This is a genomic window from Variovorax sp. MPBD4-3 (assembly GCF_058809745.1).
In genome coordinates this window covers 133,660-158,830 of the sequence record NZ_JBXASW010000008.1, presented here as the reverse complement: position 1 = coordinate 158,830, position 25,171 = coordinate 133,660, and the positions used below count along the sequence as shown (strand labels likewise).

Here is a 25,171-nt window from a genome sequence, read left to right as displayed (position 1 = left end):
GCGCATCTCGTTGCCGGCTTCGCCGTTCTTGGTGGAGCGCGAGCGGAGGGTGCTTTGCGTCGACATGCCCGGCAGGCTCACCGGCGTGGGGTTGGTGCCGTTGTAGACGCTGCCCGAGACCAGCGGCCGGTCGGGGTCGCCGTCGACATAGCTCACGACCACTTCCTGCCCGATGCGCGGCAGAAACAGGGCGCCCCAGCCCTTGCCGGCCCACATCTGCGAGACGCGGATCCAGCACGAGCTCTTGTCGTCCTTCTTGCCCTGCTGGTCCCAGGGAAACTGCACCTTGATGCGCCCGTGCGCGTCGGTCCAGATTTCCTCGCCGGCCGGGCCCACCACCTGCGCGGTGTGGTTGCCCGCCACCACCGGCCGCGGCGTGAGGCGCTGCGGGCGAAAGGGCAGGTCGGGCGGCAGGGTCTCGAAGCTGTTGCTGTAGTGCTCGCGATCGGCATGGTGCTGCACGCTGTACACCACATGCTCCACGTTGAGGTCCTCGCGCGGATGCTCCTGCAGCGTGAAGGTGGTGCCCGGCGTCAGGTAGTGGCAGCGGCTGTCGCCGCGGCCCGACTGGCTGCCGGCCTGGCGCGCTTCCAGGCGGATGCGCGCGCGCGCCGCGCCGGCGGCGGCCGCCACGCGCGAGGGGTATTCGTAGTCCAGTCCCTGGCCGGCCTTGCCGTCCTGCTGCTCCCGCAGGCTGGTGTCGGGCGTGAGGAAGTCGTAGTCGTCCACCGCCTGGGACTTGGTGACCAGCCGGGCGTCGGACTCGAAGCGGGTCACCGTGTGGGTGTGGGCCAGGCCTTCCGCCCCGCCGCGCAGCAGCAGCGTGTCGGCGTGGGGGCAGGGCGCGTAGGCCACCTTGCTGTCGGCCAGCACGAGATTGTGCTCGCCGTCCGCGAAGGTGAAGAAATAGAAGATGCCTTCCTCTTCCATCAGCCGGGAGACGAAGTCGAAGGCCGTCTCGTCGTAGCGCACGCAGTACTCGCGCTTGGCATAGGTGCCGCCGAGCTGCGAGTCGAAGGCCAGGTTGAATTCGGTGAACACCTTCTCCAGGATCTCCACCGTGCTCAGGTTCTGGTAGATCACGCGGTCGCGGCCCAGCGTGAGCAGCCACATGCGCGGCACGAGCTCGAGCGAATAGGTCGCGAAGTCGCCGTGGCTGCCCAGGTAGGAGAAGCGCGAGACGATGCCGTTGAAGAAGCGGGTTTCCTTGTAGGGCCGCTGCATGGCCACGGTGGCCGAGGTGCCGATCAGGTCGGCGCCCTGCAGCGTGCTCAAGGGCGAACGCATGGTGAGCGTGCAGGCGAACAGCCGCGACATCCCCTCCGTGGCCTGGAAGGTGTCGAGCAGCAGGTCGTCCGGCCCGAGCACGGTCTTCACCGTCAGGAAGGCGGCGTGCTGGGTGAAGCCTTCGCGCATGTTCATGCGTCAGCTCAGCGTTGCCGGCTCGAAGCCGAAGGCGAAGGCGCCGCCGCCGTCCACGCCCATGTGCACGGCGGTGAACGCGGCGGCCATCGAGATGCGTTCCAGCACCTGGCGCGACAGCTCGGGCAGCACCGCATGGGCCAGGATGTGGTCGATGTTGCGCGCGCCGCTGTCCACCTCGGTGCAGCGCGCGGTGATGGCGTCTTCCACCTGCGCGTCCCAGGTGAAGGCGGCGTGGTGGTTCAGCGCGAAGCGCCGCGCCAGCTTGCCGAGCTTGAGGTTCACGATCGAGCGGATCTGCTCGTCGCCCAGGTGGTGGTACGGCACCAGCGCCAGCCGGCCCAGGAAGGCCGGGCTGAACTGCTTGAGCAGTTCGGGGCGCAGCCGTTCCACCAGTTCCTCGGGGTCGGGCCTGCGCCCGCCCTGCGAGGCCTGCGTGATCACGTCCTGCGCGGCGTTGGAGGTCAACAGGATCAGCGTGTTCTTGAAGTCGATCTGCACGCCTTCGCCGTCTTCCATGGTGCCCTTGTCGAACACCTGGAAGAACAGCTCCAGCACGTCGGGGTGGGCCTTCTCCATTTCGTCGAGCAGCACCACGCTGTAGGGGCGCCGGCGCACCGCCTCGGTCAGCACGCCGCCGCGCCCGTAGCCCACGTAGCCGGGCGGCGCGCCCTTGAGGCTGGAGACGGTGTGCGCCTCCTGGAACTCCGACATGTTCACGGTGATGACGTTGCGCTCGCCGCCGTACAGCAGGTCGGCCAGCGCGAATGCCGTCTCGGTCTTGCCTACGCCGCTGGGGCCCACCAGCATGAACACGCCCACGGGCTTGCCGGGGTCGTCGAGGTCGGCGCGGAAGGTGCGCACGCGCCGCGCGATGGCGTCGAGCGCATCGTCCTGGCCGACCACGCGCTCGGCCAGCTTCTCCTTCAGGTTGAGCACCGTGTGCAGCTCGTCCGTCATCATCTTGCCGACCGGAATGCCGGTCCAGCCGGAGATGACTTCGGCCACCATCACGCCGTCGACGCACACGGGCACCATGGGCTCGTCGCTCTGCAGCGCTTCCAGGCCCTTCTCGAGGCGGCGCAGCGCGGCGGTGAGCAGCGCGGGGTCGTTCTCCTCGTCGGGCGGCGGCGCGCCGTCGCGCAGGCTGTCGGCGATCTTGCGGCGCAGCGCGACGATTTCCATCACCGCGTGCTTCTCTTCATCGACCTTGTCGGACAGGCGCTTGTGCTTCTGGCGCAGCGTGTCGAGCCGCGCGGTGAGCGTGGCGATGGCGTCCTGATGGTCTCCACCGGTGGCGGCTTCGTGGCGCAGCACGCGCAGCTCGCTTTCGCCCGTGGCGATGTCGCGCGCGGCCGACTCCAGCTCGGCCGGCAGCCCGTTCTGCCCGATGGCCACGCGCGCGCAGGCGGTGTCGAGCACGCTGATGGCCTTGTCGGGCAGCTGGCGGCCGGTGATGTAGCGGTGCGAGAGTTTCACGGCCTCGCGCACCGCGTCGTCGATGATCTCTACGCCGTGGTGCTTCTCCAGCGTCTCGACCATGCCGCGCAGCATGTCGATGGCCACTTCCTCGCTCGGCTCCTCGACCTTCACCACCTGGAAGCGCCGTGCCAGCGCCGGGTCGCGCTCCACGTATTTCTTGTACTCGGCCCAGGTGGTGGCGGCGATGGTGCGCAGTTCGCCGCGCGCCAGTGCGGGCTTGAGCAGGTTGGCCGCGTCGCCCTGGCCTTCGGCGCCGCCCGCGCCGATGAGCTGGTGCGCCTCGTCGATGAAAAGAATCACCGGCGTGGGCGAGGCCTTGACCTCGGCGATGACCGACTTGAGCCGGTTCTCGAACTCGCCCTTCACGCCGGCGCCGGCCTGCAGCAGCGCCAGGTCGAGCGAGCGCACCGACACCTGGCGCAGCGAGGGCGGCACGTCGCCCTGCACCACGCGCTGCGCGAAGCCTTCGACCACGGCCGTCTTGCCGACGCCGGCCTCGCCGGTGAGGATGGGGTTGTTCTGGCGGCGGCGCAGCAGCACGTCGATGATCTGGCGGATCTCTGCGTCGCGACCGCGAATGGGGTCGATCGCGCCGTCGCGCGCGAGCTGCGTCATGTCGACCGTGTACTGGTCGAGCGAGGGCGTGGCCGAATTGCCGCGGCGCGCGGTGGGCATCTGCAGCGGCGCCGCGCCCGCATCCGCGAGCGACGGCGCGGCCGGCTGGCTCGGGGCGGGCGCCGAAGACGCTGGCGCGGCGTTCAACGCCGAGGCTGCCGCGTCTTCCGGCGAGGACTGCAGCAGGCCCGCGAGCTCGTCGCGCAGCGCGCCGCGCGGAATCTGCAGCAGCGCGGGCGCGGCATCGACGAGGCGCCCGCGCAGGCGGTCCACCTCCAGCAGCGCCAGCATCAGCGTGCCCGAGCGGATGTGCTGCTGGCCCAGCAGCATCGAACTCATGAGCCAGGCTTCCTGGAACAGCGGCGCGAAGTCGGGCGCCAGGCTGGGCGTGCGGCCGTTGCCGCGCTTGAAGGTGTCGAGCGACTTCTGCAGCTGGGCCTGCACGGTCTCGGGCCGGATGCCGAAGCGGCCGAACACCAGCCGCAGGTCAGGGGCGTCGTTGTCCACCAGCTTCAGCAGCAGGTGTTCGAGGTCGACGTTGTAGTGCGTCTGCTGCACGCACAGCTCGGCCGCCTGTTCCATGGCGCGCTTGCATTCCGGGTTGAGCCGGCCGAGCAGGGTGCGGATGTCGATGTCCATGAGGAATGTGAGGCTCAGGCGCCGGCCGTGTCGCCGCCGTCGCTGGTGAGGGTGTGTTGAACGGGGGGCAGCGCGCCCCGGAAGGAAGGGCCGGCGACCCAGGAGGTCCAGCCCAGGCGCATCGGATTCGCGGCGCCGAGCACGCTGCTGCGCGATTCGGCGGGCGCGAGTTGCAGCTCCATCTCGACCTTCAGGTCTTGCGGGATGAAGCGGCGCACCAGCCATTTGGCGAGCGCATGGTCGGCGCCCCGGGGCAGCAGGTCGCGCAGGCGCTGCTGGCTCAGGTTGCTGAAGGTGAGGCGGATGCCGGCGCCCTGGTCCCACACGCGCTTGCCGAGCACCGCGCCGCCGCCCAGCGGGGTGCGCATGTCCAGCCGCGCCGATGCCTCGGGCTCCAGCGCCAGCCAGCGGCCGCGGAACTGCGTGCCCTGCACCTGCACGCCGAGGCGGTCGCGCAGCAGCGCCAGCAGGGCGGTCATGCCGCGCGGCGCGCCGCCCAGCAGGCCGGCATGGCGCAGCCACAGGGCCGAGCCGTCGGGCGCGCGCACGCCGGAGCGCAGGCCCAGCGCGCTGGCGGCATCCAGCGTGGACGCCAGCGTCGAGCCGGCGGGCGACTGCGGGTTCAGCGCCACATGGTGCTTGCGGCGGCTGCGGTACAGGAAGGCCAGGAAGCGGTGGTTGAAGATGTCGAGAAAGTCGGCCGTCGCATGGTCGCGCCGCTGCCGGCGCTCCAGCAGCATCTCGGTGACGGGCATCGGCAGCGGGCCGCCGCTGCCGCCCAGCGAGAGCGCGGGCGTGGTGAGCGAGAAGGGCTCGCCGGTCGGCGCGTCGGTGTCGACCTCGCGCACGTCGCTGGCCTCGAAGGCCAGTGTGACGAAGGCATGCAGCCGCACCGCCTCGCGTTCGCGCGGGCCCTGCGAGCGGCCCACGGGCACCGCGTCGGGCGCGGCGCGCTCGAGCAGGCTGATGGCCTGGAACAGGTTGAAGTCCTGCGGGCGGGCGCGGAGTTCTTCGATCACAGCACGACCTGCCGGCCCGTCATGGGCGCCCATTGCTTGCGCACCTCGTCGCCGTCGCGCACCACCAGGCGCACGAAGGAGTTCACCGACGTGTACATGGCGAAGAACCGCGCAAGCACGGCCGACATCATGAGAGGGGAGCCGCCGACGAAGGCGTCGTCCTCGAATTCGAGCGTGACCTGCGTGCCGCGGCAGTAGCCGCGCCAGGCCTCGGTGCCCACGTGGGCGGTGACGCCGCGCGCCGAGAGCCCGGCGATGCCGAGTATCTGGGCGTGGTCGCGCCGGCTGTCGGAGGCGAACAGCGAAAGCATTTCGCGCAGCTGCTTGCGGCCGGTGGAGCCGTCCACCAGCGACTGGTGGTTGAGCGTGAGCAGCGACACCAGCCGCCACAGCGTTTCGCTGCCCAGCGGCGGGTCGCGCTGCGCGGTGGGCTCGTACAGGCAGCGCACGCTGGTGGGCTGCGACGGGCCTTCGGCCACCAGCCGCGCGCCCACCGGCACCTGCTCGGCCAGCCGGCGGTTGGTGCACAGCAGGTGCGCGTACACCACGGGCTGCGCGGGCCGGCTGTGCGTCTTGCCCTGGTCGACGAAAGACAGGAAGACGTCGGTGCCGGGAATGTTCTGGCGCAGGCAGGGCTCGCGCCGCGCGGCCCAGAACACGTCGCCCTGCGCGCCGTCGACATGGCCGAGCGCGGCGAAGCCCGGCACGTTCACCGGCTTGTCGGCGTCCGGGTCGGAGGCGATCACCGAGACGATGGAATGCACCTCGGTGGTCGCGTCGCGCTGGCGGTCGGGCACCAGCATGTATTCGTAGTGGCGCTGGTCCATCACCAGCGGTTCGCTCACGCGCGGGAACAGGTTGACGATGGGCGTGCAGCCGAGCTGGAAGTTCTCGGCGTCCAGGTGCCGCAGCGCGCGCGTGGGGCGGTCGAGCTGGAACACCAGGTCGCAGCGCTGCCCGCGGCCCAGGCGCGAGCGCAGGTGGTGCAGGTCGAAGAAGTGGAACTTGCGCGGAAACGCGAAGTACTCCTGCAGCAGCCCGTAGGCGGGCTGCGCGTTGGCGGGCTGCGGCAGCACCTCTTCGCCTTCGGCGAAACCGACTTCGCGCCAGGCGTCGGCCGGCAGCATCCGCAGCGCGCCGCCCTCGGGCATGACGCCGACCGACTTCACGCCCGACACCAGCGCGTCGTACAGCGGCATGGTGAGCATCCAGTCGCCCTGCAGGTGGATGCGCAGGCTGTCGATCTCGAGCTCGGAGAAGTCGGTGCCGGCCTCGCATTCGAGCGTGAGGCGCAGCACCGCATCGGTGTCGATGGCGGCGTGCACGATGCGCAGCGGCCACAGCACGGTGTCCCAGGCAGTGCGGAAGCGGCACTCGCGCGACTGCGGTGCCTGGCCCGGCGCCGACGAAGGTTGCGCGTGCGCGGTGCGCGCATGCAGCATGGTGTGGCGCGGCACGGGAAAACCGGAGGTCACCTTGCCCTGCGCCGGGTCGAGCGCGAACTGCGCCACCGACATCGAGGGCAGCGGCTGCACCAGCGACGGGCAGAGGTTGTCGAGCAGCGCGTAGGCGACGTCGGGAAATTCCTGGTCGAGGTCGCGGTGCACGCGCGCCGAAAGAAAGGCGACCGATTCGATCAGCCGCTCGGTATGCGGGTCCAGCGATTCGCCGCCGTGCAGCGACAGCCGGGAGGCGACCTTGGGGTAGCGCTGGGCGAAGTCCGCCCCCTGTCCCCGCAGATAGGACAGTTCGCGCTTGTAGTACTGCAGCAGGTCGCTGTGCTGGATGTCGGACACGTCAGGCGACTTTCATCAGGCTGTCCGGCGTGCCGAGCAGCATCTCGAAGTCGACGCGGCGCAGCGCCAGGCCGGCGCGCGCCTGCGCACCGATGCGCACCCGCGCGACTTCATGCCGGTTGGGCGTGGCGCTCACCTGCACGCTCACGTCGCACAGGCGCGGCTCGTAGCGCTGCACCGCCTGGCGCAGCACGGCGGCCAGCTGCTGCAGGTCGGTGGCGTTCTGCGCGCTGAGCGAGGAGAAATCGGGAATGCCGTACTCCAGCACCGTGCCGCTGCCCTGCGCGTAGTCGGCCACCGACAGCGGCGAGCGCGTGTTGAACAGCTGGCGCAGCTCACGGCCGATGGAGTCCTGCACGGACTCCATCGTCTCCAGGTGAACCCCATGGGCGTGCTCGTACAGCGCCGACGCCAGCCGGTCGAACAGGGGCAGGACGCCCCCTTTGACAAGTTCGGACACGGTGGGCGCCGGACGTCAGCGTCGGGCCGTCACGCGACCGCGGTGTTCTTCGACAGATCCCAGCCGAACGGTGCGACGCCTTCCTGGCCGCCTTCTTCCTTCTGCTTGGTGTATTCGACCTTGATGGCCGCGTAGTTCAGCGAGATGCTTTCCTGCGGCAGGTCGCCGCCGCTGGACACCGAGAAGCCGCTGAGGATCACGTCGGTCAGGGTCACGACCATCAGTGGCAGCAGGCCGCTCTTGTCTTCGCGCGGGAAGGTGATGATGGTGTCGCCCGCGAACACCTCGCCGCCGGCGAGCTTCTGCATCAGCTGGGGCGTGGCGGAGTCGGTGGTGCGGGTCACCGTGATTTCGGAGAAGCTGGGCTTGCCCGCGGTGCGCTCCTGGTTGGAGGTGCCCGAGGTCACGGCGAGGCCGGCGCCGAACTGGAAGCTCTGGACTTCCATTTCGTCCTTGTGGCCCTCGATCTGGGTCTGTCCGGTAACGCCGGGCATCTTGAGGTAGATAGGCATGTGAAAGCTCTTTCAGTCTGTCTGTAGGTAGACGTGGATGTCGGGGTGGTCAGGCGGCCGCGGCCGGCAGGTCGGCCACCAGGCGGATCGAGGCCGAGAGTTCCTCGAGCTGGAAGTGCGGCTTCAGGAAGGCGATGGCGCGGTACGAGCCCGGCTTGCCCGGCACTTCGGTCACGTCCACGCGGGCCTGGCTCAGCGGGTACTTGGCCTTCATGGCCTGCGGCGCCGAGGGGCTCACCAGCACGTAGTTGGCCACCCAGTTGTTCAGGTGCTTCTGCATGTCGGCCTGCGTCTGGAAGCTGCCGATCTTGTCGCGCACGATCACCTTCAGGTAGTGCGCGAAACGCGAGGCGGCCAGGATGTAGGGCAGGCGGGCGGAGACGGCCGCGTTGGCGTTGGCCGCGTCCTTGTCGTACACCTTGGGCTTGTTCACGGTCTGGCCGCCGAAGAAGGCGGCGGTGTTCGAACCCTTGGAATTGACGATCGCGATGAAGCCCAGGTCGCTCAGTTCCTTTTCGCGGCGGTCGGTGATGGTCACTTCCGTCGGCGGCTTCAGTGCGATGTCGCCTTCGTCCGTCTTGTAGGCGTGGGCCACCAGCCCGTCGACCTTGCCGCCGCCCTCGACGCCGCGGATGGCCGTGGTCCAGCCGTACAGCGAGTGCGCCTGCGTGATGCGAAGGCCCAGCTGGTAGGCCGCGTTGGCCCACAGGTACTTGCCGTGGTCGGAGCCGTCCACGTCTTCTTCGTAGTTGAAGTTCTCGACGGGGTTGGTCTTGGCGCCGTAGGGCAGGCGGGCCGCGTAGCTGGGCAGCACCAGCGACACGTAGCGCGAGTCTTCCGATTCGCGGAAGCTGCGCCACGAGGCGAGCTCGGCGCTCTCGAAGGTCTTGGACAGGTCGCGCGGGATGCCGAGTTCGGTGAACGACTTGAAGTCGAACAGCGCCGGCGCGGCGGCGGCGATGAAAGGCGCGTGCGCGGCGGCGGCCACGCGGGAGACGCGCTCCAGCAGGGCGATGTCCTGCGGGTGGCGGCCGAAGTAGTAGTCGCCGATCAGCAGCGAGTAGGGGTGGCCGCCGTAGGTGCCGTATTCCTCTTCGTAGATCTTCTTGAAGAGCACGCTGGTGTCGTGGTCGACGGCGGTCTCCAGGTCCTTGAGCAGGTCCTTCTTGCTCACGTTGAGCAGGCGCAGCTTCAGGTTGCTGCCGGTCTCGGTGCCGAACACCATGTCGCGCAGGCCGCGCCAGGAGCCTTCGAGGGCCTGGAACTCGGGGGCGTGCAGGATCGCGTTGAGCTGGTCGGTCAGCAGGCGGTCGATTTCGGCGACGCGCTCGTTGATCAGGGTGACTACGCCCTTGTCGGGGCTGGTCTTCATGCCTTCGTCGAGGATCTGCGAGGCGAGCTGACCGATCAGCTTCTTCGCGTAGGCGCCCTGCGAAGGCTCGGTCGTCATCTTGCCTTCGTAGACGATCTTGTCGAGCAGGCTCATGTCACTGGTCGTGACGGTGGTCGCTGCGCTGCCGGCTTCTGCGGCTTTGGATTTGTTGGCCATCTCTATCACCATTCAGGATTTGCCGGTTCGCGCCCGTGGGGCCGCGGCCGGCGTGGTTGATCACGCAGCCGGTGCTTCGGCTTCGGGGGACGTCTGGGTTTCCGCGGCGGCTGCCTGCGGGGCTGCGGCGGCGGGAGCGGCTTCGGCCTTGGCCTGGCTCTGGACGGCCTTGAGGTCTTCGGTGTTCTTCAGCACGTTCTCGAGCAGGTCGTCGAGTTCGTCGTTGCCGTCGAGCTTGGCCAGCAGGTCGCGCAGTTGCTGGCGGGCTTCGAGCAGCTTGGCCAGGCGGGGCACCTGGCTCACGATGGCTTCGGGGTGGAAGTCGCCGAATTCCTTGAAGTTCAGTTCGATCTTCAGGTTCCCGTCGCCCTTCATGGTGTCGGGCACCGACAGGTCGAGGCGGGGCGAGATGTTGCCGAGCACTTCATCGAAGTTGTCGCGGTCGACCTCGACGAAGCGGCGCTCCTTGAGCTTGGGCAGCGGCTGCACCGGCTGGCCCGACAGGTCGGCCAGCAGGCCCACGACCAGCGGCAGCTCCTTCTTTTCGACGGCGTCGCCGATCTCTACGTCATAGGTGATCTGGACGCGCGGCGGGCGATTGCGGCCGACCCATTTTTGCAAGCTATTCGACATTTTTCGCTCTCAGAAAAGGTTGAATTGACAGGAACACACGTTGAAGTTTTCGGCGCACTTCGCCCCGTTCGGCGGCGCGCTGCCCGTTGCCGTTACCGTCCCGGCATGCATCAAAGACGAACGGAAGATACAAATCGAGATATTTACTAACAATCCCCAGAATTAGGGAGGAGTCCTGTTTTCGAGAGAGAAAACTCAATGAAAACAAGGATGTAGCTCTGAAAAAGTTACATATATGAGAGCTTTGTCACAGAAATTGGTGACCAAATGCTAGGCCGATGGGGCGCGCGGCGCATCGGACCAAAGTCCAATGACAAGGGACCGGGCGCGGCGCTATCGCGCGCGTGAGGGGAAAAGCCTGAGACCGGCTGTTGACCTCTTTTGGGGCGTAAATCGGCTTCGACGCTATTTCGCGTGCACCTGAAAGGGGTTTGCGCCTCGAATTGGTTCATGAATCATGCAAAATGCAAGATTCGCATAAGGTTATGCACCAATTTGGAAAAGAGAAGGACTGGAATGAAGCACGCATCCGTCGGGGGTTTCCTGGCACATGTCGCCCAACGCAACCCCGGACAGCCCGAGTACCTGCAAGCCGTGACCGAGGTCATGGAAAGCCTCTGGCCCTACATCGAGCAGCACCCCAAGTACACCGCCCACAGCCTGCTGGAGCGGCTGGTCGAACCCGAGCGGGTGGTGATGTTCCGCGTGTCCTGGGTCGACGACCACGGCGAGGTGCAGGTCAACCGGGGCTTCCGCATCCAGCACAGCCTGGCCATCGGCCCGTACAAGGGCGGCCTGCGCTTCCACCCGTCGGTCAACCTGTCGATCCTCAAGTTCCTGGCCTTCGAGCAGACCCTGAAGAACGCGCTGACCACGCTGCCCATGGGCGGCGGCAAGGGCGGCGCCGACTTCGACCCCAAGGGCAAGAGCCAGGGCGAGGTGATGCGCTTCTGCCAGGCTTTCGTGAGCGAACTGTTCCGCCACATCGGCTCCGACACCGACGTGCCCGCGGGCGACGTGGGCGTGGGCGGGCGCGAGGTCGGCTTCATGGCCGGCATGGTCAAGAAGCTCACCAACCGCGCCGACTGCGTCTTCACCGGCAAGGGCCTGAGCTTCGGCGGCTCGCTGATCCGCCCCGAGGCCACCGGCTACGGCAACGTCTACTTCGCGCAGGAAATGCTCAAGCGCAAGGGCCGGGGCTTCGAGGGCATGCGGGTGAGCGTCTCGGGCGCCGGCAACGTCGCGCAGTACACCATCGAGAAGGCGATGGCGCTGGGCGCCAGGGTGGTGACGGTGTCGGATTCGAGCGGCACCGTGGTCGACGAGGACGGCTTCACGCCCGAGAAGCTCGCGGTGCTGATGGACGTCAAGAACCACCTCTACGGCCGCGTCAGCGACTATGCGCAGCGCACCGGCGCGCGCTTCGTGGCCGGCGCCACGCCGTGGCACGTGCCAGTCGACGTCGCGCTGCCGAGCGCCACGCAGAACGAACTCGACGAGGAAGACGCGCGCATGCTCGTGAAGAACGGCGTGGTCTGCGTGGCCGAAGGCGCCAACATGCCCTCGACGATGGACGCGGTGAAGGTGTTCGAAGGCCACGGCGTGCTGTACGCGCCGGGCAAGGCGAGCAACGCCGGCGGTGTGGCCACCTCGGGGCTGGAGATGAGCCAGAACGCCGCGCGCCTGTCATGGACGCGCGACGAGGTCGATGCCCGCCTGCTGCAGATCATGCAGGGCATCCACGCGTCGTGCCTGCACTACGGCGCGCGCAAGGACGGCAGCGTGAGCTACGTCGACGGCGCGAACATCGCCGGCTTCGTGCGCGTGGCCGACGCGATGCTGGCGCAAGGCGTGGTCTGACGCGACACTGCGGCCCGACGCGACGCGACGCGCTCAGAGCTCGATGAATGCCGACGTGGCTTTGTTGAGTGCCAGCTTGCCCTTGGCGGTGATCGATTCCACCTGGGCCAGCTGACGGATGGCGCGCGCATCGGGTGCGCGGTCCGACGGGGGGATGAAGGCAGTTACCAGTTCGGCCGCACGCAGCACGCGCAACCTGTCGATGTCCGCGGGCGTGTGGATGACGTATGGCAATTTCTGCTCGGCGATGACCCGAAGAAATTCCATGGACATGAGCCGTCTCCTTTTGGGTTGAGGCGTTGACGGCACATTTTGCGCACAAACAATTAGCGTTGTCTAAACCCTGCGGCGCGCATGCCTTTCATCGCGTGTACCGAAGTGTTCCTTTGTTTGGTGGTGTGCGACGAAGGTGCCAGTTTGTTTTCGGGCGCAACCGCTCGTCAGTTCAGCGCCTGCGCGGGCCACGCCGTGGTGTCGGGCATCACGAGATGCCAGCGCACCGGCTCGATGCCATCGAAGGTCGCGCGATAGCGCTCGCTGGTGCGGCCTTCGCCGGTCACGTCGCGGATCACGATGCTGTCGATGCGTGCCTGGTGCGCGCGAAAGACATGCGCATAGATTTCCGGATCGGCTTCGCCCGAGTCGCCCACCAGCACGAAGCGGCGCTGCGGAAACTCGGCCAGCAGCCGCTCGATCGTGCCGAGCTTGTGCGCGCGCGAATCCTCGTCGCCGGGAATCAGCGTGCGCCATGTCGTGCTCTCGCGCAGATGCATGCTGCCCGCGGGAAAGCCGGCGCTGCGGATGAAGTCCGAGAGCGCCGGGTAGAGCTGTATCGGGCTTGACGAGAGATAGTGGAAGCGCGCGCCGGGCGCCTGCGCCAGCGCGCGATACCAGTCGGCCATGCGCGGCGCGGCCTCGAAGCGGCGCGCGAAGGTGTTGAGCAGCATCTCGCGCCGGTCGCGCACCTGCGTGCGCTTGATGGTGTCGTCGATGTCCGAGATGACCGACACGCCTTCCTCAGGCACCACCAGCGCCTCGCCCCTGAATCGATGCAGCAGCTCGCCCGGCCCCGTCACGCCGTGGTAGCGCACCCACTCGCGCGTATCGTGCGGCGCGTCGATCACGATGCGAAGGTTGCTGCGCCCGTCCTTGCCCGAGGCCGGCATGGTGATGCGCGTGGGGCTGCCGTCGAAGACGACGTCGATGACCTTGTCTTCTTCCGACTCGGCGTGGAACAGCGCGGTGCGCTGGCTGAAGCGCAGCCTTGCCGCCGGCGAGAGCTTACGCAGGCTCAGGCCGAGGTAGCGGGCGAGCGCGCTGTCCAGGCCCCAGCGGTGTTCGCGCTCGAAGATCCAGGCATGGATGTCGACCTCGAGCCGGCCATCGGCGGTAGGGCGCGCCGTGCCGTTCATGAAGAGCGCTTCTTCGTCCGGCTCCAGCGGCTCGGCGGCCCGCAGGCCCTGCAGCGGCGCGAGGCCCGCAAGCAGCGCCGCACCCGCCACCAACGACCGGCGCCGCGGGTCCGGCGTGGTCGTCGTCGGATGCGGGGCGCCTTCGCTCATGTATGGCTGGTGGTGGCGCGTTCGTAGGTGACGAAGTCGAAGGCGATGCCTTCCTTGGCGGAGACGTGCGATTCGCGCCGTGTCTCGCGCCATGCGGCGGCATCGAGCACGGGCGCGTGCGCGTCGCCTTCGTAGTCGCGCGCAAGCTCGGTGACAACCGCGCGCTGTGCCAGCGGCTCGGCCTCGGCGTAGATCTGCGCGCCGCCGATGACCCACACCTCGGCGGGCGAATACGCCTCGCAGAGCGCGAACGCATCGTTCAGGCTGCCTGCGTGCAGGGCGCCTTCGGCGCGCCAATCGGCCTGCCGTGTCACCACGATGTTCTGCCGGCCCGGCAGCGGCCGGAAGCGCGGCGGCAGCGAGTCCCAGGTCTTGCGCCCCATGATCACCGGCGCGCCCGCTGTCTGCTGCTTGAAGTGCGCCATGTCCTCGGGCAGGTGCCAGGGTATGGTGTTGTTCGCGCCGATCACGCCGTTGGCGGCGCGCGCGAAGATGAGGTTGATGCGCGGCTTGCCCATGCCGTTCACACCGCCACCGGTGCCTTGATGGCCGCGTGATGCTGGTAGTCCAGCACCTCGAAGTCTTCGTATTGGTAGTCGAAGATTGAATCGGGCTTGCGCTTGATGTGCAGCGTCGGGTACGGGTAGGGCGTGCGGCTCAGCTGCAGCGCCACCTGCTCGGCATGGTTGCTGTAGATGTGGCAGTCGCCGCCGGTCCAGATGAAGTCGCCCACGTCGAGGTCGCACTGCTGCGCCACCATGTGCGTGAGCAGCGCATAGCTCGCGATGTTGAAGGGCACGCCCAGGAAGATGTCGGCGCTGCGCTGGTAGAGCTGGCAGCTGAGCCTGCCGCGTTCGCCTTCGGCCTGCGGCGGCGCCACGTAGAACTGGAAGAAGGCATGGCAGGGCATGAGCGCCATCTTCGACAGCTCGGCCACGTTCCATGCGCTTACGATGATGCGGCGCGAATCGGGGTTGGCCTTCAGCGTCTTGATGACGTCGGCGATCTGGTCGATGTGGCCGCCGTCGGGCGTGGGCCAGCTGCGCCATTGCACGCCGTACACCGGGCCCAGGTCGCCGTCTTCGCGCGCCCATTCGTCCCAGATGGTCACGCCGCGCTCCTTGAGCCAGTTGTTGTTGCTCGATCCGGTCAGGAACCACAGCAGCTCCTGGATGATGGACTTCAGGTGCACCTTCTTCGTGGTGACCAGCGGGAAGCCCTCGTTCAGGTCGAAGCGCATCTGGTGGCCGAACACGCTTTTGGTGCCGGTGCCCGTGCGGTCGCTCTTGAACACGCCGTGGGTGTCCACGTGGCGCATGAAATCTTCGTACTGGGAGCGGACGGGGCGGGTGGGCGTGGAGGTCATTGGCGCAGCGCTTCGGGCAGGAGACTTTGAATTTTAAATGTCCGAGGGTGGGCGGTACGGCCGGACCTAGACCCGGATCACGCGGCCGGGATTGAGCGTGTTCTTCGGATCGAGCCCGCGCTTGATCGCCCGCATCATCTCCAGCGCCACCGGCGACTTGTGCTTCTCCAGCTTGTCGACCTTCAGCGAGCCCACCCCGTGCTCGGCCGAGAACGAGCCGCCGAACTTCTCCACCGCGTCGTACACCAGCGTGTTGATGCGCTCTTCCTCGTTCTTCAGGAACGCCTTGGTGTCGATGTTCTCCGGCGCCTGCACGTTGTAGTGCAGGTTGCCGTCGCCCAGGTGGCCGAAGTTCACGAGGCGCACGCCCTCGATCTCGCGCTTGAGCAAGGCATCGGTCTCTTCCACGAACGCCGGGATGCGCGAGACAGGAATCGAGATGTCGTGCTTGATGTTCAGCCCTTCCTCGGCCTGCGCCAGCGGAATGCTCTCGCGGATGTGCCACAGCTGGTGCGCCTGCGCGAGGTTCTCGGCCACCACCGCATCGGTGACGCAGCCGTCTTCGAAGGCGGTTTCCAGCAGCGCCTCGAAGCGTGCACGGGCGTGGTCCTCGGATTCGCTGTCGGAGTTCTCCAGCAGCACGCAGTACGGCACCGCCTCTTCGTTGATGAAAGGCACGCGCAGTTGCGGCATGTGCTTGTCGACCAGGCTCAGCGCGAACTTGCCCATCACCTCGAAGCCGGTGAGGCCCGGGCCCAGGTGCTTGTGCGCCAGGCCCAGCAGCGTGACCGCATGGTCGAGCGAAGGCACTGCCGCCCAGGCCGTGAGCTGGGCTGCCGGCAGCGGATACAGCTTCATGGTGGCGGCGGTGATGATGCCCAGCGTGCCCTCGCTGCCCACGAACAGGTCGCGCAGGTCGTAGCCGGTGTTGTCCTTGCGCAGGCCGCTGGTGCCTTCCCAGATCTCGCCTTGTGGCGTGACCACTTCCAGCCCCAGGCACAGCTCGCGGGTGTTGCCGTAGCGGACCACCTGGGTGCCGCCTGCATTGGTGGCCAGGTTGCCGCCGATGGTGCAGCTGCCCTCCGCGGCCAGGCTCAGCGGGAACAGGAAGCCGGCCTTCTCGGCCGTTTCCTGAAGTGTTTGAAGAATGCAGCCGGCTTCCACCGTCATGGTGAGGTTGGCGGCGTCGATGGTGCGGATGGCGTTCAGGCGCTGCAGGCTCAGCACCACCTGGGTGCCGCTGTCGTCGGGGATGGAGCCGACCGCCAGGCCGGTGTTGCCGCCCTGCGGCACGATGGCCGTGCCGGCGGCGGAACAGGCCTTGACCACGTCGGCCACCTGCTGGGTGTTGGCCGGGCGCACCACGGCCAGCGACTTGCCGCGTGCGCGCTTGCGCCAGTCCTGTTCGTAGGCGGTGAGGTCGCCCTCGTTGAGCACGTGCTGGGCGCCGACGATGGCGCGCAATTGGTCGATCAGGTCGGAAGAAGAAGTCATTGGGTGGAAGCCTCCAGTGGGCGCGCGGTGGCGGCAAGGGCCTTGGCGTGGCGCAGGCGCAGCCGCACGTGCCATGCGCAGGCCGCGAAGAGCACGAGGCACAGCAGCACCTCGACCAGCGCGAGCACCTGGCCCACGCCGTTGGTGTCGCTCCATGCGCGCACCACGCCCTCGGTGAAATAGAGCCAGATCATCAGGCTGACCCAGCGGTAGGTGTACATGCGGTTCTTCCACAGGCCCGCGAGCGGAATGACCAGCGGCAGCACCTTCAGCGCCAGCAGCGAGCCGCCCGGGCGCAGCGGCGCCAGCCACAGCTCCCAGGCCAGGCCCAGCACGATGAGGCCGACGAGGCTGCCCACGGCGGCCCAGCGGGTCGCGCGAACGGAGGAGGGCGGGAGCGGCAAGTTGGCATTCATTGGCGGGATACCGCGGAACCGGCTTTGCCGGGCCGCTGGTATCGCCCCCGGTGAGGGGGTTGGCGCAGCGACACGAAGTGCGCGGAGACTGGGGGAGAGTTCAACTCCTATGATATCCGCCATGAATCGTCGGCAGCTTTGGAGGGATCTTTCGCGTTTTCCGTGGCGCAACACCGCGGCGGTACTGGGCGAGCGTTTCCGCGAAGACAAGCTCGGCCTCACGGCCAGCAGCCTCACCTTCACCACCACCATCGCGATGGTGCCGTTCTTCACGGTGGCGCTGGCGCTGTTCACCGTGTTCCCCATGTTCGCCAAGATGCAGGGCCGCCTGCAGCGCTGGCTGATCGAGAGCCTGATCCCGGACAACATCGCGCGGCAGGTGCTCGGCTACCTGAACCAGTTCGCGAGCAAGGCCAGCGGGCTGGGCATCGCGGGCCTGATCGTGCTGCTGATCACCGCCATTGCGCTGATCCTCACCATCGACAAGACGCTCAACAACATCTGGCGCGTGCGCTCGCCGCGGCCGCTGGCGCAGCGGGTGCTTATCTACTGGGCCACCATCACGCTGGGGCCGCTGATCCTGGCGGTGAGCCTGTCGACCACGTCCTATGTGTTCTCGGCCTCGCGCGATGTGGTGGGCGGCACCATGGTCAAGCTGGCCTTCGACAGCCTCGAGTTCATGCTGCTCGCGGCCGGCATGGCCTCGCTCTACCACTACGTGCCCAACACCAACGTGCGCTGGTCGCATGCTTGGGCCGGCGGCATCTTCGTGGCGGCGGCCATCGAGATCGCCAAGCGCGTGCTGGGCTACTACCTGAGCCTGGTGCCGACCTATTCGGTGCTGTACGGCGCCTTCGCCACCTTCCCGATCCTGCTGGTGTGGATCTACGTGGCCTGGGTGATCGTGCTGCTGGGGGCGGTCATCGCGGCCTATCTGCCGAGCCTGCTGACGGGCGTCGCGCGGCGCGGCGGCACCGCCGGCTGGCCGCTGCAGCTGGCCATGGAATCGCTGCAGCACCTGGCCCGCGCGCGCGCCACGCCGGCCAAGGGCATGGGCGCGGCCGAACTGGTGACGCGCATGCGGGTCGATTCGCTGCAGCTCGCGCCGGTGCTCGAGACGCTGGTGGCGCTCGACTGGATCGCACCGCTGGCGGAAGAGCCCGCCAACGAAGATCCGCGCTACGTGCTTCTGGCCGACCCCTCGACCCCCATCGAGCCGCTGCTGAAGGAACTGCTGATGCCCCGGGCCGAACCGCTCGAAGACCTCTGGCAGAAGGGCCCGCTGCGCTCCCTGAGGCTGGGCGACGTGCTCCTGATCTAGCAGAGCTAGATCTTCACCCGCCCCAGCCAGATGTCGCGGTACATCGCCCAGTCGCCCATGAACGAATAGAGCGGCCGCTTGAACGAGGCCGGCTTGTTCTTCTCGAAGCCGAAGTGCCCGACCCATGCGAAGCCGTAGCCCGCCACCAGCCCGGCCAGCAGCCACAGCGGGTTGAGCGTGACCACCAGCGCCAGCAGGCACAGCAGCGAGATCGTCGAGCCCGCGAAGTGCAGCCTGCGGCAGGTGAGGTTGGCGTGCTCGGTCAGGTAGAAGGGATAGAACTGCGCGAAGCTCTTGAATTGGCGCGGATCGACGGCAGATCCCGTGGCAGTCGTGGTGTTCATCGTGCGAGTCTCCTGTGCCCCCGGAACCCGTTGGCGGAGGGCTTTGTCCATAATAGCCACGACCTTGCGACCGCACCATCCGGTCTTCCGATCACACCTTTGACGCATCAGCCTTGAGCGCACTTCCAAGCACCCCAGAATCCGCCGAGCCCGCCAGCGATGCGCCGTGGGTCGTGTGCCTGTGCGCCGAATGGTGCGGCACCTGCCGCGACTACCGGCCGCTGCTGCAGCAGGTGGCGAGCGCGCACCCGGAGTTCCGCTTCGCCTGGGTCGACATCGAAGACCACGCCGACATCGCCGATGCCTTCGACGTCGAGACCTTCCCGACCCTGCTGGTGGCCGGTGCGGATGGCACGCGCTTCCTCGGCCCACTGCTGCCGCATGCGGAGACGCTCTCGCGCATGCTCTCGGCGCTGCAGCCGCCCAAGCCTTCGAGCCTGGACGTCGACCTGCTGCTCGCGGTGCTGAACAAAAAGCCCGCCGTCTTCACGGTCTGACCGGAACCCTGCCCATGAAAATCCTGATCTTCGGCGCCACCGGCATGGTGGGGCAGGGCGTGCTGCGCGAGTGCCTGCTCGCGCCCGACGTCGAAAGCGTGGTGGCCGTGGGCCGCAGCGCCACCTGCCAGCAGCACCCGAAGCTGCGCGACCTGGTGCACAAGGACATGTACGACTACGGCGCCATCGAGCCGCAGCTGCAGGGCTTCGACGCCTGCTTCTTCTGCCTGGGTGTGTCTTCGGTCGGCATGAAGGAGCCGGAGTACAAGCGCATCACCTACGACCTGACGCTGGCCGCCGCCACCGTGCTCGCCAGGCTGAACCTCGGCATGACCTTCACCTACGTGACCGGCGCGGGCACCGACAGCAGCGAGCGCGGCAACAGCATGTGGGCCCGCGTGAAGGGCGCGACCGAAAACGCCTTGCTGCGCCTGCCGTTCAAGGCGGCCTACATGTTCCGCCCCGGCATGATCCAGCCGATGCACGGCGTGCGCTCGAAGACGCCGCTCTACGACGCCGCCATCCGCGTGCTCGGCCCGCTGCTCGGCCTGGCCTACCGGCTCTGGCCGAACCGGGTGACGACCACCGAGAAGGTCGGCCGCGCGATGCTGGCCGTGGCGCGCAACGGCGCGCCCAAGGTCGTGCTCGACCCGGCCGACATCAACGCGCTGGGCTGAGCCTGCTCAGGCAGCAGCGGCGGCGCCCGCGCGTGCACGCCCGAGCTTGCGCCGGCCCGCGCTGGCGATCGCAGCCACCAGGTGCCCGACGAATTCCTGCGCCAGCGGCGGCAAGGTGCGGCCTTCGAGCGCCAGCACCTGCAACTGCCGCTGCTGCAGCGGCGCTTCGGCGAACGGCCGCGCCACCACGGTGCCCGCGTCGATCAGGTGCATCACCGTGAGATGGCCCGACAGCATCACGTCGGGCGTGCGCAGCAGCGGCAGCAGCACCGACGAGAAATTGCTCACGAAGATCGCCTGGTAGCGCAGGCCCTGCAGGCTGCAGGCCTGGTCGAACAGCTGGCGCGCGGTGACGCCCTTGTCGCCCACCGCCAGCGGGTAGCGCACCGCGTCGGCCACCGACACCACGCGCTGGCGCGCCAGCGGATGGTCGGGCCGCAGCACGGCGTATACCGGCGCGGTGGCGGTGTGCGCTATTGCCAGGCCGGGTTCCGGCGCCACCACGTACTTGAGGCCGATGTCGGTCTCGCCGCGCGCCAGCAGCGCGCTCACGCCGTCGGGCGAGCCCACGTGCAGCTCGAGCTGGCAACCGGGGTGCGCCTGCTCGAAGCTGCGCATCACCAGCGGCATGAAGTGCCCCGCGAAGCCCTCGGTGCACGCCATGCGGATTCGCCGCGCCCCCTGGCCGCCGAGGTCGCGCACCTGCTCGACCACCTGTTCGATGTCGAGCTGCGCATTGCGCAGGTGCGCCGCCAGCCGCTCGCCCGCCGCAGTGAGCGCCATGCCGCGCGCATGCCGCTCGAACAGCGGCGTGCCCAGGCTGTCCTCGAGCTTGGCGATCTGCCGGCTCACCGCCGACGACGCGACGTAGAGCCGCGCCGCCGCCTGGTTGACCGAGCCGCTGCGCGCCACTTCGAGGAAGTGCCGCATCGGGATGCTGAGAAGCGGAAGGGTCATGTGCGCCGGATGGGTGTTGCCTTGAAGGCAATGGTAGCTTGCCAAAACGATGCTGGAAGCATCGGCCTTCAGGCCTTGTACTTGCTCCACCCCCGCAAGGACAAGGACACACTTCATGCAACGCACCGACAGCCTGGCCGCCGCCACGGCCTATTTCGACGGCGGCGGCTTCTTCGCCGACCTCCAGCGCCGCGTCGCCTTTCGCACCGAAAGCGACACCGGCGCCGCCACGCCCGCGCTCGAGGCCTACCTGCGCGAAGAGATGATTCCGCCCCTCTCGGCGCTCGGCTTCGCCTGCGAGGTCATCGCCAACCCGGTGCCCCGCGGCGGGCCCTTTCTCATCGCGCGCCGCATCGAGGACCCGTCGCTGCCCACGGTCATGACCTACGGCCACGGCGACGTGGTCAGCGGGCAGGACGCGAATTGGGAAGAGGGCCTCGCGCCGTGGGCGCTCACGGTGCGCGGCGAGCGCTGGTACGGCCGCGGCACGGCCGACAACAAGGGCCAGCACAGCATCAACCTGGGCGGCCTCGCGGCGGCGCTGCAGGCGCGCGGCGGGCGCCTGGGCTACAACGTGACCTGGCTCGTCGAGATGGGCGAGGAGGCCGCTTCGCCCGGCCTGCACGCGGTGTGCGCGCAGGAGCGCGACAAGCTGCGCGCCGACCTCTTCATTGCCAGCGACGGCCCGCGCGTGAGCGCCCTGCGGCCCACGCTGTTCCTGGGTTCGCGCGGCGCGGTCAACTTCAGCCTGCGGCTGCGCGCCCGGCCGCGCGGCTACCACTCGGGCAACTGGGGCGGCGTGCTGGTCAACCCGGGCACGGTGCTCAGCCATGCGGTGGCTTCGCTGGTGGATGCGCGAGGCCGCATCCTCGTCGAGGCCCTGCGCCCGCCGCCGGTCTCGCAGGCGGTGCGCGACGCGCTCGCCGACATCGCCATCGGCGGCGGCGCGGACGACCCCGCCGTCGACGAAGGCTGGGGCGAGCCCGGCCTGAGCCCGGCCGAACGGCTGGTGGCCTGGAACACCATCGAGGTGCTGGCGCTGGGCGCCGGCTCCGCCGTGCGGCCGGTCAATGCGATTCCCTCGGAGGCCGTGGCGCATTGCCAGTTGCGCTTCGTGGTCGGCACGCCCTGGCAGGACCTGCGGCAGATCGTGCGCGCGCACCTCGATGCGCATGGCTTCGGGCAGGTCGAGGTGGCGATCACGCTGACCGGCGCGGCCACGCGGCTCGACGTGGAAAACCCGTGGGTCGGCTGGGCCCGGCAGTCCATCGAGCGCAGCAGCGGGCATCGCCTGGACCTGCTGCCCAACCTCGCGGGCTCGCTGCCCAACGATGTGTTCGCCGACCTGCTGGGCCTGCCGACGCTGTGGGTGCCGCATTCGTACCCCGCCTGCGCGCAGCACGCACCCAACGAGCACCTGCTCGCGCCGCTGGCGCGCGAAGGCCTGCAGATCATGGCCGGCCTGTACTGGGACCTGGGCGAGCCGGGGCTCGCGCCGTGGGCCGCCGGGCGGCTGCCGGCATCCGTTTCTTCTTCCTCCTCCTGACTCGCACCATGAACCTCGCCATTTCACGCCGCCGCTTCGGGCTGCTGCTTTCCGCTTCCGCCGTGCTGGGCACCCATGCGCCCGCGTTCGCCCAGGACGCCTGGCCCGAGCGCCCCATCAAGCTCGTCGTGCCCTTCCCGCCGGGCGGCGGCACCGACCTCGTGGCGCGCGCGATGGGGCAGACCCTGTCGGAGCGGCTCGGCCAGCCCATCGTCGTCGACAACCGACCCGGTGCCTCGACCATCATCGGCACCGACGCCGTCGCCAAGGCCGCGCCCGACGGCTACACGCTGCTGCTCTCGGGCTCGACCAGCTACAGCGTGAACCCGGCGCTGCGCGCAAAGCTGCCGTACGACCCGGTGCGCGACCTGGCGCCCGTCGCCATCGTCGCGCGCACGCCGCTGGTGCTGGTGGTGGGCAAGGGCACGCCGTGGCATTCGGTGCCGGAGCTCGTCGCGGCCGCCAAGGCCAGGCCGAAGAGCATCCGCTATGCCACCTTCGGCTCGGGCTCGGGCCCGCACCTGGCGGGCGAACTCTTCGCGCTGGCCGCCGGCATCCAGCTGCAGGACATTCCGTACAAGGGCAGCAGCCAGAGTTCGATGGCCGTGATCGGCGGCGAGATCGAGTTGGGCATCGACACCGTGGCGGCGGTAGCGCCGCATGTGCGCTCGGGCAAGCTGCGTGCGCTGGGCATCGTGGGGGCCACGCGCTCCAGCATGCTGCCCGAGGTGCGCACGCTCGCCGAGCAGGGCCTGCCCGATGCCACCTTCGACGCCTGGTACGGCTTTGCCGCGCCGGCGCGCACCCCGGCCCCGGTGATCGACAAGCTGGCCCGCGCGGTCACGGCCACCATGGCCAATGCCTCGCTGCAGGCGCAGCTGCGCGCGCAGGGCATGGAGCCGGTGGCCATCGGCTCGGCCGCCTTCCGCGCGCAGATGGAGGGCGAGATTTCGCGCTACCGCGCGCTGGCGCACCGCGCGGGCATCGCCGCCGAGTAGATGCCGGGCAGGTAGGACAGGTGCGCGAACTCGGGCCCTCGGGCTGCACGGATGGATGGCATGGGGCAAACTGCAAATCTGTTCGTTGCCCGTGCGGCAACCGGCCGGGCCGCTCGCCCGGCCCGGCGCGGATTCCATGACCCAGCTTTCGTCCCGCATCCTCGGCGTTCTTCTTCATGCCCTGCTCGTCCTCCGGCGCTGGGGGCAGGGCGTTCTGCTGTGCCTGGCCGCGGTGTCGGGCGCCCATGCGCAAACGGCTGCGAAGGGCGACTGGCCGCAAAGGCCGATCCGCATGGTGGTGCCGTTCACGGCCGGCGGCGGCAGCGACATCGTGGCCCGTGTCCTCGCGCGGCCTCTGTCCCAGCAACTGGGCCAGCCGGTGTTCATCGACAACAGGCCGGGCGCAGCCACCGTCATCGGCACCCAGTACGTCGTGCGCTCGGTGCCTGACGGCCACACGCTGCTGCTCTCGGGATCGACCAGCTTCAGCATCAACCCGGCGCTGCGCAAGAAGCTGCCCTACGACCCGGCGCGCGACCTGGCGCCCATTGCCATCGTCGCGCGCAGTTCGCTCGCACTCGTGGGGGGCAAGGACACGCCCTGGCATTCGCTGCCCGAGCTGATCGCGGCGGCCAGGGCGCACCCGGGGCGCATTCGCTACGGCACCTTCGGCCCGGGGTCGGGCCCGCACCTGGCGGGCGAGATGCTTGCCGCCGCAGCGGGCATCCGTCTGCAGGCCGTGCCCTACCGCAACACGGGCCAGCTTGCCGTGGCCCTGAGCGCCGGCGAAGTGGACCTGGGCATCGAGGTGGCGGGCGCGCTGGCGCCGCTTGTGAATGCGGGCCGGCTGCGTGCGCTGGCCGTGTTCGGCGCCGGACGCTCCGGTGCGTTGCCTGGGGTGCGCACCCTGGCGGAGCAGGGCTTGCCCGATGCCACGTTCGAAGCCTGGTTCGGGCTGGCCGCCCCGGCGCGCACGCCGGCGCCGGTGCTCGACGCGCTTTCCCGGGCGGTCACGCGGGCCATGGACGACGCTGCCTTGCAGGCGAACCTGCGCGCACAGGGCATGGACCCCGTGACGGTCGGCCCGGAAGCCTTCCGCAAGGAGGCCGAGAGCGAGATTTCGCGCTACCGCGTGCAGGCCGACCGCGCGGGCATCTCGCTGGACTGAGCCGCCAGCGCGGCGGCTTCAGGCGGCAGGCGCCGCATTCAGGAAGTCGCGCAACGCGAACAGCACCGCGTCCGGCGCCTCGCTCATCAGCGCGTGGCCGGCGTGCACCGTCACCACCTTGCCGCTGCGGGCCTTGCCCACCAGCGCCTTGGTGGCACGCGGCGGCGTCATCTGGTCGGCGTCGCCGAGCAGGAACAGCACCGGGCACTGCACCTTTTCCATGGCCGCTTCGCCGTTGGCGTAGTCGTTGCAGGCCTTGAAGCCGATGTGGAACACGTTGGCGTCGCGGTTGCTCGCGAGCACGCGGCGCATCAGCGCGCGCGAGCTGCCGTAGAGCCAGGTTCCAGGCCCGAGCGAGGAGGGCGGCGGCGCCAGCAGCGCATGCGAGAAGGTGTTGACCATCGCGATGGCGCGCTGCGGGTCGTTGAGCGCGCCGTCGAGCAGCGCGGGCGACACCGTCATCGGGTAGGCCGTGCCCACCATCGCCAGGTGCGACACGCGCCCGGGCGCGCGCGCAGCGGTCTCCAGCGCAATGAGCGAGCCGAAGCTGTGGCCGACCAGCGCGGCTTTCTCCACGCCCGCCGCGTCGAGCAGCGCGATGACGAACTGCGCCGCCTCTTCCACGCTGGCGGGCGGCGGGCCTTCGCTCTTGCAATGGCCGGGCAGGTCGACCGCCAGCACGTTCCAGCCGTGGTTGGCGAACCAGCGGGTCTGCAGGATCCACACGCTGTGGTCGTTCAGCACGCCGTGGATGAACACGGCCGTGGGCCTGGCCGGGTCGAGCGGCTTGCCGCCGGTGTAGCAGTAGGTGCCGTGGCCGTTGACGATGTAGTTCATG

The 25,171-nt window shown here is 68.8% G+C and carries 24 protein-coding genes; 7 read left to right on the top strand and 17 right to left on the bottom strand.

Going from position 1 to position 25,171, the window contains the following annotated elements:
* From tssI to tssB, 8 genes are all read right to left on the bottom strand, one after another.
* On the bottom strand, nt 1-1,422 hold a 1,422-nt coding region (gene tssI / locus AC1RVW_RS07440; RefSeq protein ID WP_493198999.1), incomplete at its 3' end, for a type VI secretion system tip protein TssI/VgrG.
* Between the two features lie 3 nt (nt 1,423-1,425).
* Entirely contained in the window at nt 1,426-4,158 is a 2,733-nt protein-coding gene (gene tssH / locus AC1RVW_RS07435) for a type VI secretion system ATPase TssH (RefSeq protein ID WP_493198997.1), read from the bottom strand.
* Nucleotides 4,159-4,172: 14 nt separating this feature from the next.
* On the bottom strand, nt 4,173-5,177 hold the full coding sequence (gene tssG / locus AC1RVW_RS07430) for a type VI secretion system baseplate subunit TssG (protein WP_493198995.1): 1,005 nt from the start codon (nt 5,175-5,177) through the stop codon (nt 4,173-4,175).
* Nucleotides 5,174-6,964: a type VI secretion system baseplate subunit TssF gene (tssF, locus tag AC1RVW_RS07425; RefSeq protein ID WP_493199008.1), complete on the bottom strand. Its 1,791-nt coding sequence runs from the start codon at nt 6,962-6,964 to the stop codon at nt 5,174-5,176. The genes tssG and tssF overlap by 4 nt, the downstream gene beginning before the upstream one ends.
* A gap of 10 nt (nt 6,965-6,974) precedes the next feature.
* Entirely contained in the window at nt 6,975-7,433 is a 459-nt protein-coding gene (gene tssE, locus AC1RVW_RS07420) for a type VI secretion system baseplate subunit TssE (RefSeq protein ID WP_081270799.1), read from the bottom strand.
* A 29-nt stretch (nt 7,434-7,462) separates the two neighbouring features.
* Nucleotides 7,463-7,945, bottom strand: coding sequence for an Hcp family type VI secretion system effector (locus tag AC1RVW_RS07415; RefSeq protein WP_081270798.1), 483 nt, complete (start codon nt 7,943-7,945; stop codon nt 7,463-7,465).
* A gap of 49 nt (nt 7,946-7,994) precedes the next feature.
* Entirely contained in the window at nt 7,995-9,494 is a 1,500-nt protein-coding gene (tssC, locus tag AC1RVW_RS07410) for a type VI secretion system contractile sheath large subunit (protein ID WP_081270797.1), read from the bottom strand.
* A gap of 60 nt (nt 9,495-9,554) precedes the next feature.
* Nucleotides 9,555-10,127, bottom strand: coding sequence for a type VI secretion system contractile sheath small subunit (gene tssB / locus AC1RVW_RS07405; RefSeq protein WP_081270796.1), 573 nt, complete (start codon nt 10,125-10,127; stop codon nt 9,555-9,557).
* 516 nt (nt 10,128-10,643) lie between these two features.
* Between tssB and gdhA the strand changes: the two genes are divergently transcribed.
* Nucleotides 10,644-11,987: an NADP-specific glutamate dehydrogenase gene (gdhA, locus tag AC1RVW_RS07400; RefSeq protein ID WP_409195957.1), complete on the top strand. Its 1,344-nt coding sequence runs from the start codon at nt 10,644-10,646 to the stop codon at nt 11,985-11,987.
* Between the two features lie 33 nt (nt 11,988-12,020).
* Here gdhA and AC1RVW_RS07395 read toward each other — a convergent pair whose 3' ends face one another.
* The 6 genes from AC1RVW_RS07395 to AC1RVW_RS07370 form a co-directional block, all read right to left on the bottom strand.
* Nucleotides 12,021-12,260, bottom strand: a complete 240-nt coding sequence (locus AC1RVW_RS07395) for a hypothetical protein (RefSeq protein WP_007829428.1) — start codon at nt 12,258-12,260, stop codon at nt 12,021-12,023.
* 167 nt (nt 12,261-12,427) lie between these two features.
* Complete coding sequence (locus AC1RVW_RS07390; RefSeq protein ID WP_493198990.1) at nt 12,428-13,549, bottom strand: phosphatidate phosphatase App1 family protein; 1,122 nt, start codon at nt 13,547-13,549, stop codon at nt 12,428-12,430.
* Nucleotides 13,546-14,067, bottom strand: coding sequence for a dihydrofolate reductase (locus tag AC1RVW_RS07385; RefSeq protein ID WP_493199006.1), 522 nt, complete (start codon nt 14,065-14,067; stop codon nt 13,546-13,548). Before AC1RVW_RS07385 ends, AC1RVW_RS07390 begins: the two co-directional genes overlap by 4 nt.
* Before the next feature lie 5 nt (nt 14,068-14,072).
* Nucleotides 14,073-14,915 carry a thymidylate synthase gene (locus AC1RVW_RS07380; RefSeq protein WP_493198988.1) on the bottom strand — a complete coding sequence of 281 codons (843 nt, stop codon included), beginning with the start codon at nt 14,913-14,915 and terminating at the stop codon, nt 14,073-14,075.
* A 66-nt stretch (nt 14,916-14,981) separates the two neighbouring features.
* Nucleotides 14,982-16,409: an FAD-binding oxidoreductase gene (locus AC1RVW_RS07375; protein WP_493198986.1), complete on the bottom strand. Its 1,428-nt coding sequence runs from the start codon at nt 16,407-16,409 to the stop codon at nt 14,982-14,984.
* On the bottom strand, nt 16,406-16,825 hold the full coding sequence (locus AC1RVW_RS07370; RefSeq protein WP_409195953.1) for a DUF2069 domain-containing protein: 420 nt from the start codon (nt 16,823-16,825) through the stop codon (nt 16,406-16,408). The genes AC1RVW_RS07375 and AC1RVW_RS07370 overlap by 4 nt, the downstream gene beginning before the upstream one ends.
* A gap of 109 nt (nt 16,826-16,934) precedes the next feature.
* Here AC1RVW_RS07370 and AC1RVW_RS07365 point away from each other — a divergent pair, with 109 nt between their 5' ends.
* Entirely contained in the window at nt 16,935-18,146 is a 1,212-nt protein-coding gene (locus AC1RVW_RS07365; RefSeq protein ID WP_081270258.1) for a YihY family inner membrane protein, read from the top strand.
* 5 nt (nt 18,147-18,151) lie between these two features.
* Here the strand turns inward: AC1RVW_RS07365 and AC1RVW_RS07360 are convergent, their stop codons facing one another.
* On the bottom strand, nt 18,152-18,490 hold the full coding sequence (locus AC1RVW_RS07360; RefSeq protein WP_493198984.1) for an Mpo1-like protein: 339 nt from the start codon (nt 18,488-18,490) through the stop codon (nt 18,152-18,154).
* A 113-nt stretch (nt 18,491-18,603) separates the two neighbouring features.
* Here AC1RVW_RS07360 and AC1RVW_RS07355 point away from each other — a divergent pair, with 113 nt between their 5' ends.
* Together AC1RVW_RS07355 and AC1RVW_RS07350 are read left to right on the top strand one after the other, a co-directional pair.
* Complete coding sequence (locus AC1RVW_RS07355) at nt 18,604-18,987, top strand: thioredoxin family protein (RefSeq protein WP_081270260.1); 384 nt, start codon at nt 18,604-18,606, stop codon at nt 18,985-18,987.
* A gap of 14 nt (nt 18,988-19,001) precedes the next feature.
* Nucleotides 19,002-19,664 carry an NAD-dependent epimerase/dehydratase family protein gene (locus tag AC1RVW_RS07350; protein ID WP_493198982.1) on the top strand — a complete coding sequence of 221 codons (663 nt, stop codon included), beginning with the start codon at nt 19,002-19,004 and terminating at the stop codon, nt 19,662-19,664.
* A 6-nt stretch (nt 19,665-19,670) separates the two neighbouring features.
* Here the strand turns inward: AC1RVW_RS07350 and AC1RVW_RS07345 are convergent, their stop codons facing one another.
* Nucleotides 19,671-20,621 (bottom strand): LysR family transcriptional regulator, encoded by a 951-nt coding sequence (locus AC1RVW_RS07345; RefSeq protein ID WP_285414410.1) that lies wholly within the window; start codon nt 20,619-20,621, stop codon nt 19,671-19,673.
* A gap of 115 nt (nt 20,622-20,736) precedes the next feature.
* Between AC1RVW_RS07345 and AC1RVW_RS07340 the strand changes: the two genes are divergently transcribed.
* From AC1RVW_RS07340 to AC1RVW_RS07330, 3 genes are all read left to right on the top strand, one after another.
* On the top strand, nt 20,737-22,167 hold the full coding sequence (locus AC1RVW_RS07340; protein WP_493198979.1) for a M20 family metallopeptidase: 1,431 nt from the start codon (nt 20,737-20,739) through the stop codon (nt 22,165-22,167).
* Between the two features lie 8 nt (nt 22,168-22,175).
* The gene (locus AC1RVW_RS07335) at nt 22,176-23,165 is read left to right on the top strand and encodes a Bug family tripartite tricarboxylate transporter substrate binding protein (protein WP_493198977.1); all 990 of its coding nucleotides are present in this window, start codon (nt 22,176-22,178) and stop codon (nt 23,163-23,165) included.
* 136 nt (nt 23,166-23,301) lie between these two features.
* The gene (locus AC1RVW_RS07330) at nt 23,302-24,333 is read left to right on the top strand and encodes a Bug family tripartite tricarboxylate transporter substrate binding protein (RefSeq protein ID WP_493198975.1); all 1,032 of its coding nucleotides are present in this window, start codon (nt 23,302-23,304) and stop codon (nt 24,331-24,333) included.
* A gap of 18 nt (nt 24,334-24,351) precedes the next feature.
* Here AC1RVW_RS07330 and AC1RVW_RS07325 read toward each other — a convergent pair whose 3' ends face one another.
* Nucleotides 24,352-25,170, bottom strand: coding sequence for an alpha/beta fold hydrolase (locus AC1RVW_RS07325; RefSeq protein ID WP_409195945.1), 819 nt, complete (start codon nt 25,168-25,170; stop codon nt 24,352-24,354).
* Nucleotide 25,171 lies beyond the last annotated feature (1 nt).

Excerpts from the sequence above, each read along its gene's own strand:
- AC1RVW_RS07380 (WP_493198988.1), bottom strand. The coding sequence starts at position 14,915 with ATGACCTCCACGCCCACCCGCCCCGTCCGCTCCCAGTACGAAGATTTC.
- AC1RVW_RS07370 (WP_409195953.1), bottom strand. The coding sequence starts at position 16,825 with ATGAATGCCAACTTGCCGCTCCCGCCCTCCTCCGTTCGCGCGACCCGC.
- AC1RVW_RS07325 (WP_409195945.1), bottom strand. The coding sequence starts at position 25,170 with ATGAACTACATCGTCAACGGCCACGGCACCTACTGCTACACCGGCGGC.
- AC1RVW_RS07360 (WP_493198984.1), bottom strand. The coding sequence starts at position 18,490 with ATGAACACCACGACTGCCACGGGATCTGCCGTCGATCCGCGCCAATTC.
- AC1RVW_RS07385 (WP_493199006.1), bottom strand. The coding sequence starts at position 14,067 with ATGGGCAAGCCGCGCATCAACCTCATCTTCGCGCGCGCCGCCAACGGC.
- gdhA (WP_409195957.1), top strand. The coding sequence starts at position 10,644 with ATGAAGCACGCATCCGTCGGGGGTTTCCTGGCACATGTCGCCCAACGC.
- tssH (WP_493198997.1), bottom strand. The coding sequence starts at position 4,158 with ATGGACATCGACATCCGCACCCTGCTCGGCCGGCTCAACCCGGAATGC.
- AC1RVW_RS07365 (WP_081270258.1), top strand. The coding sequence starts at position 16,935 with ATGATATCCGCCATGAATCGTCGGCAGCTTTGGAGGGATCTTTCGCGT.
- AC1RVW_RS07375 (WP_493198986.1), bottom strand. The coding sequence starts at position 16,409 with ATGACTTCTTCTTCCGACCTGATCGACCAATTGCGCGCCATCGTCGGC.
- AC1RVW_RS07395 (WP_007829428.1), bottom strand. The coding sequence starts at position 12,260 with ATGTCCATGGAATTTCTTCGGGTCATCGCCGAGCAGAAATTGCCATAC.
- AC1RVW_RS07415 (WP_081270798.1), bottom strand. The coding sequence starts at position 7,945 with ATGCCTATCTACCTCAAGATGCCCGGCGTTACCGGACAGACCCAGATC.
- AC1RVW_RS07335 (WP_493198977.1), top strand. The coding sequence starts at position 22,176 with ATGAACCTCGCCATTTCACGCCGCCGCTTCGGGCTGCTGCTTTCCGCT.
- AC1RVW_RS07350 (WP_493198982.1), top strand. The coding sequence starts at position 19,002 with ATGAAAATCCTGATCTTCGGCGCCACCGGCATGGTGGGGCAGGGCGTG.
- tssC (WP_081270797.1), bottom strand. The coding sequence starts at position 9,494 with ATGGCCAACAAATCCAAAGCCGCAGAAGCCGGCAGCGCAGCGACCACC.
- tssB (WP_081270796.1), bottom strand. The coding sequence starts at position 10,127 with ATGTCGAATAGCTTGCAAAAATGGGTCGGCCGCAATCGCCCGCCGCGC.
- AC1RVW_RS07390 (WP_493198990.1), bottom strand. The coding sequence starts at position 13,549 with ATGAGCGAAGGCGCCCCGCATCCGACGACGACCACGCCGGACCCGCGG.
- AC1RVW_RS07330 (WP_493198975.1), top strand. The coding sequence starts at position 23,302 with ATGACCCAGCTTTCGTCCCGCATCCTCGGCGTTCTTCTTCATGCCCTG.
- AC1RVW_RS07345 (WP_285414410.1), bottom strand. The coding sequence starts at position 20,621 with ATGACCCTTCCGCTTCTCAGCATCCCGATGCGGCACTTCCTCGAAGTG.
- AC1RVW_RS07340 (WP_493198979.1), top strand. The coding sequence starts at position 20,737 with ATGCAACGCACCGACAGCCTGGCCGCCGCCACGGCCTATTTCGACGGC.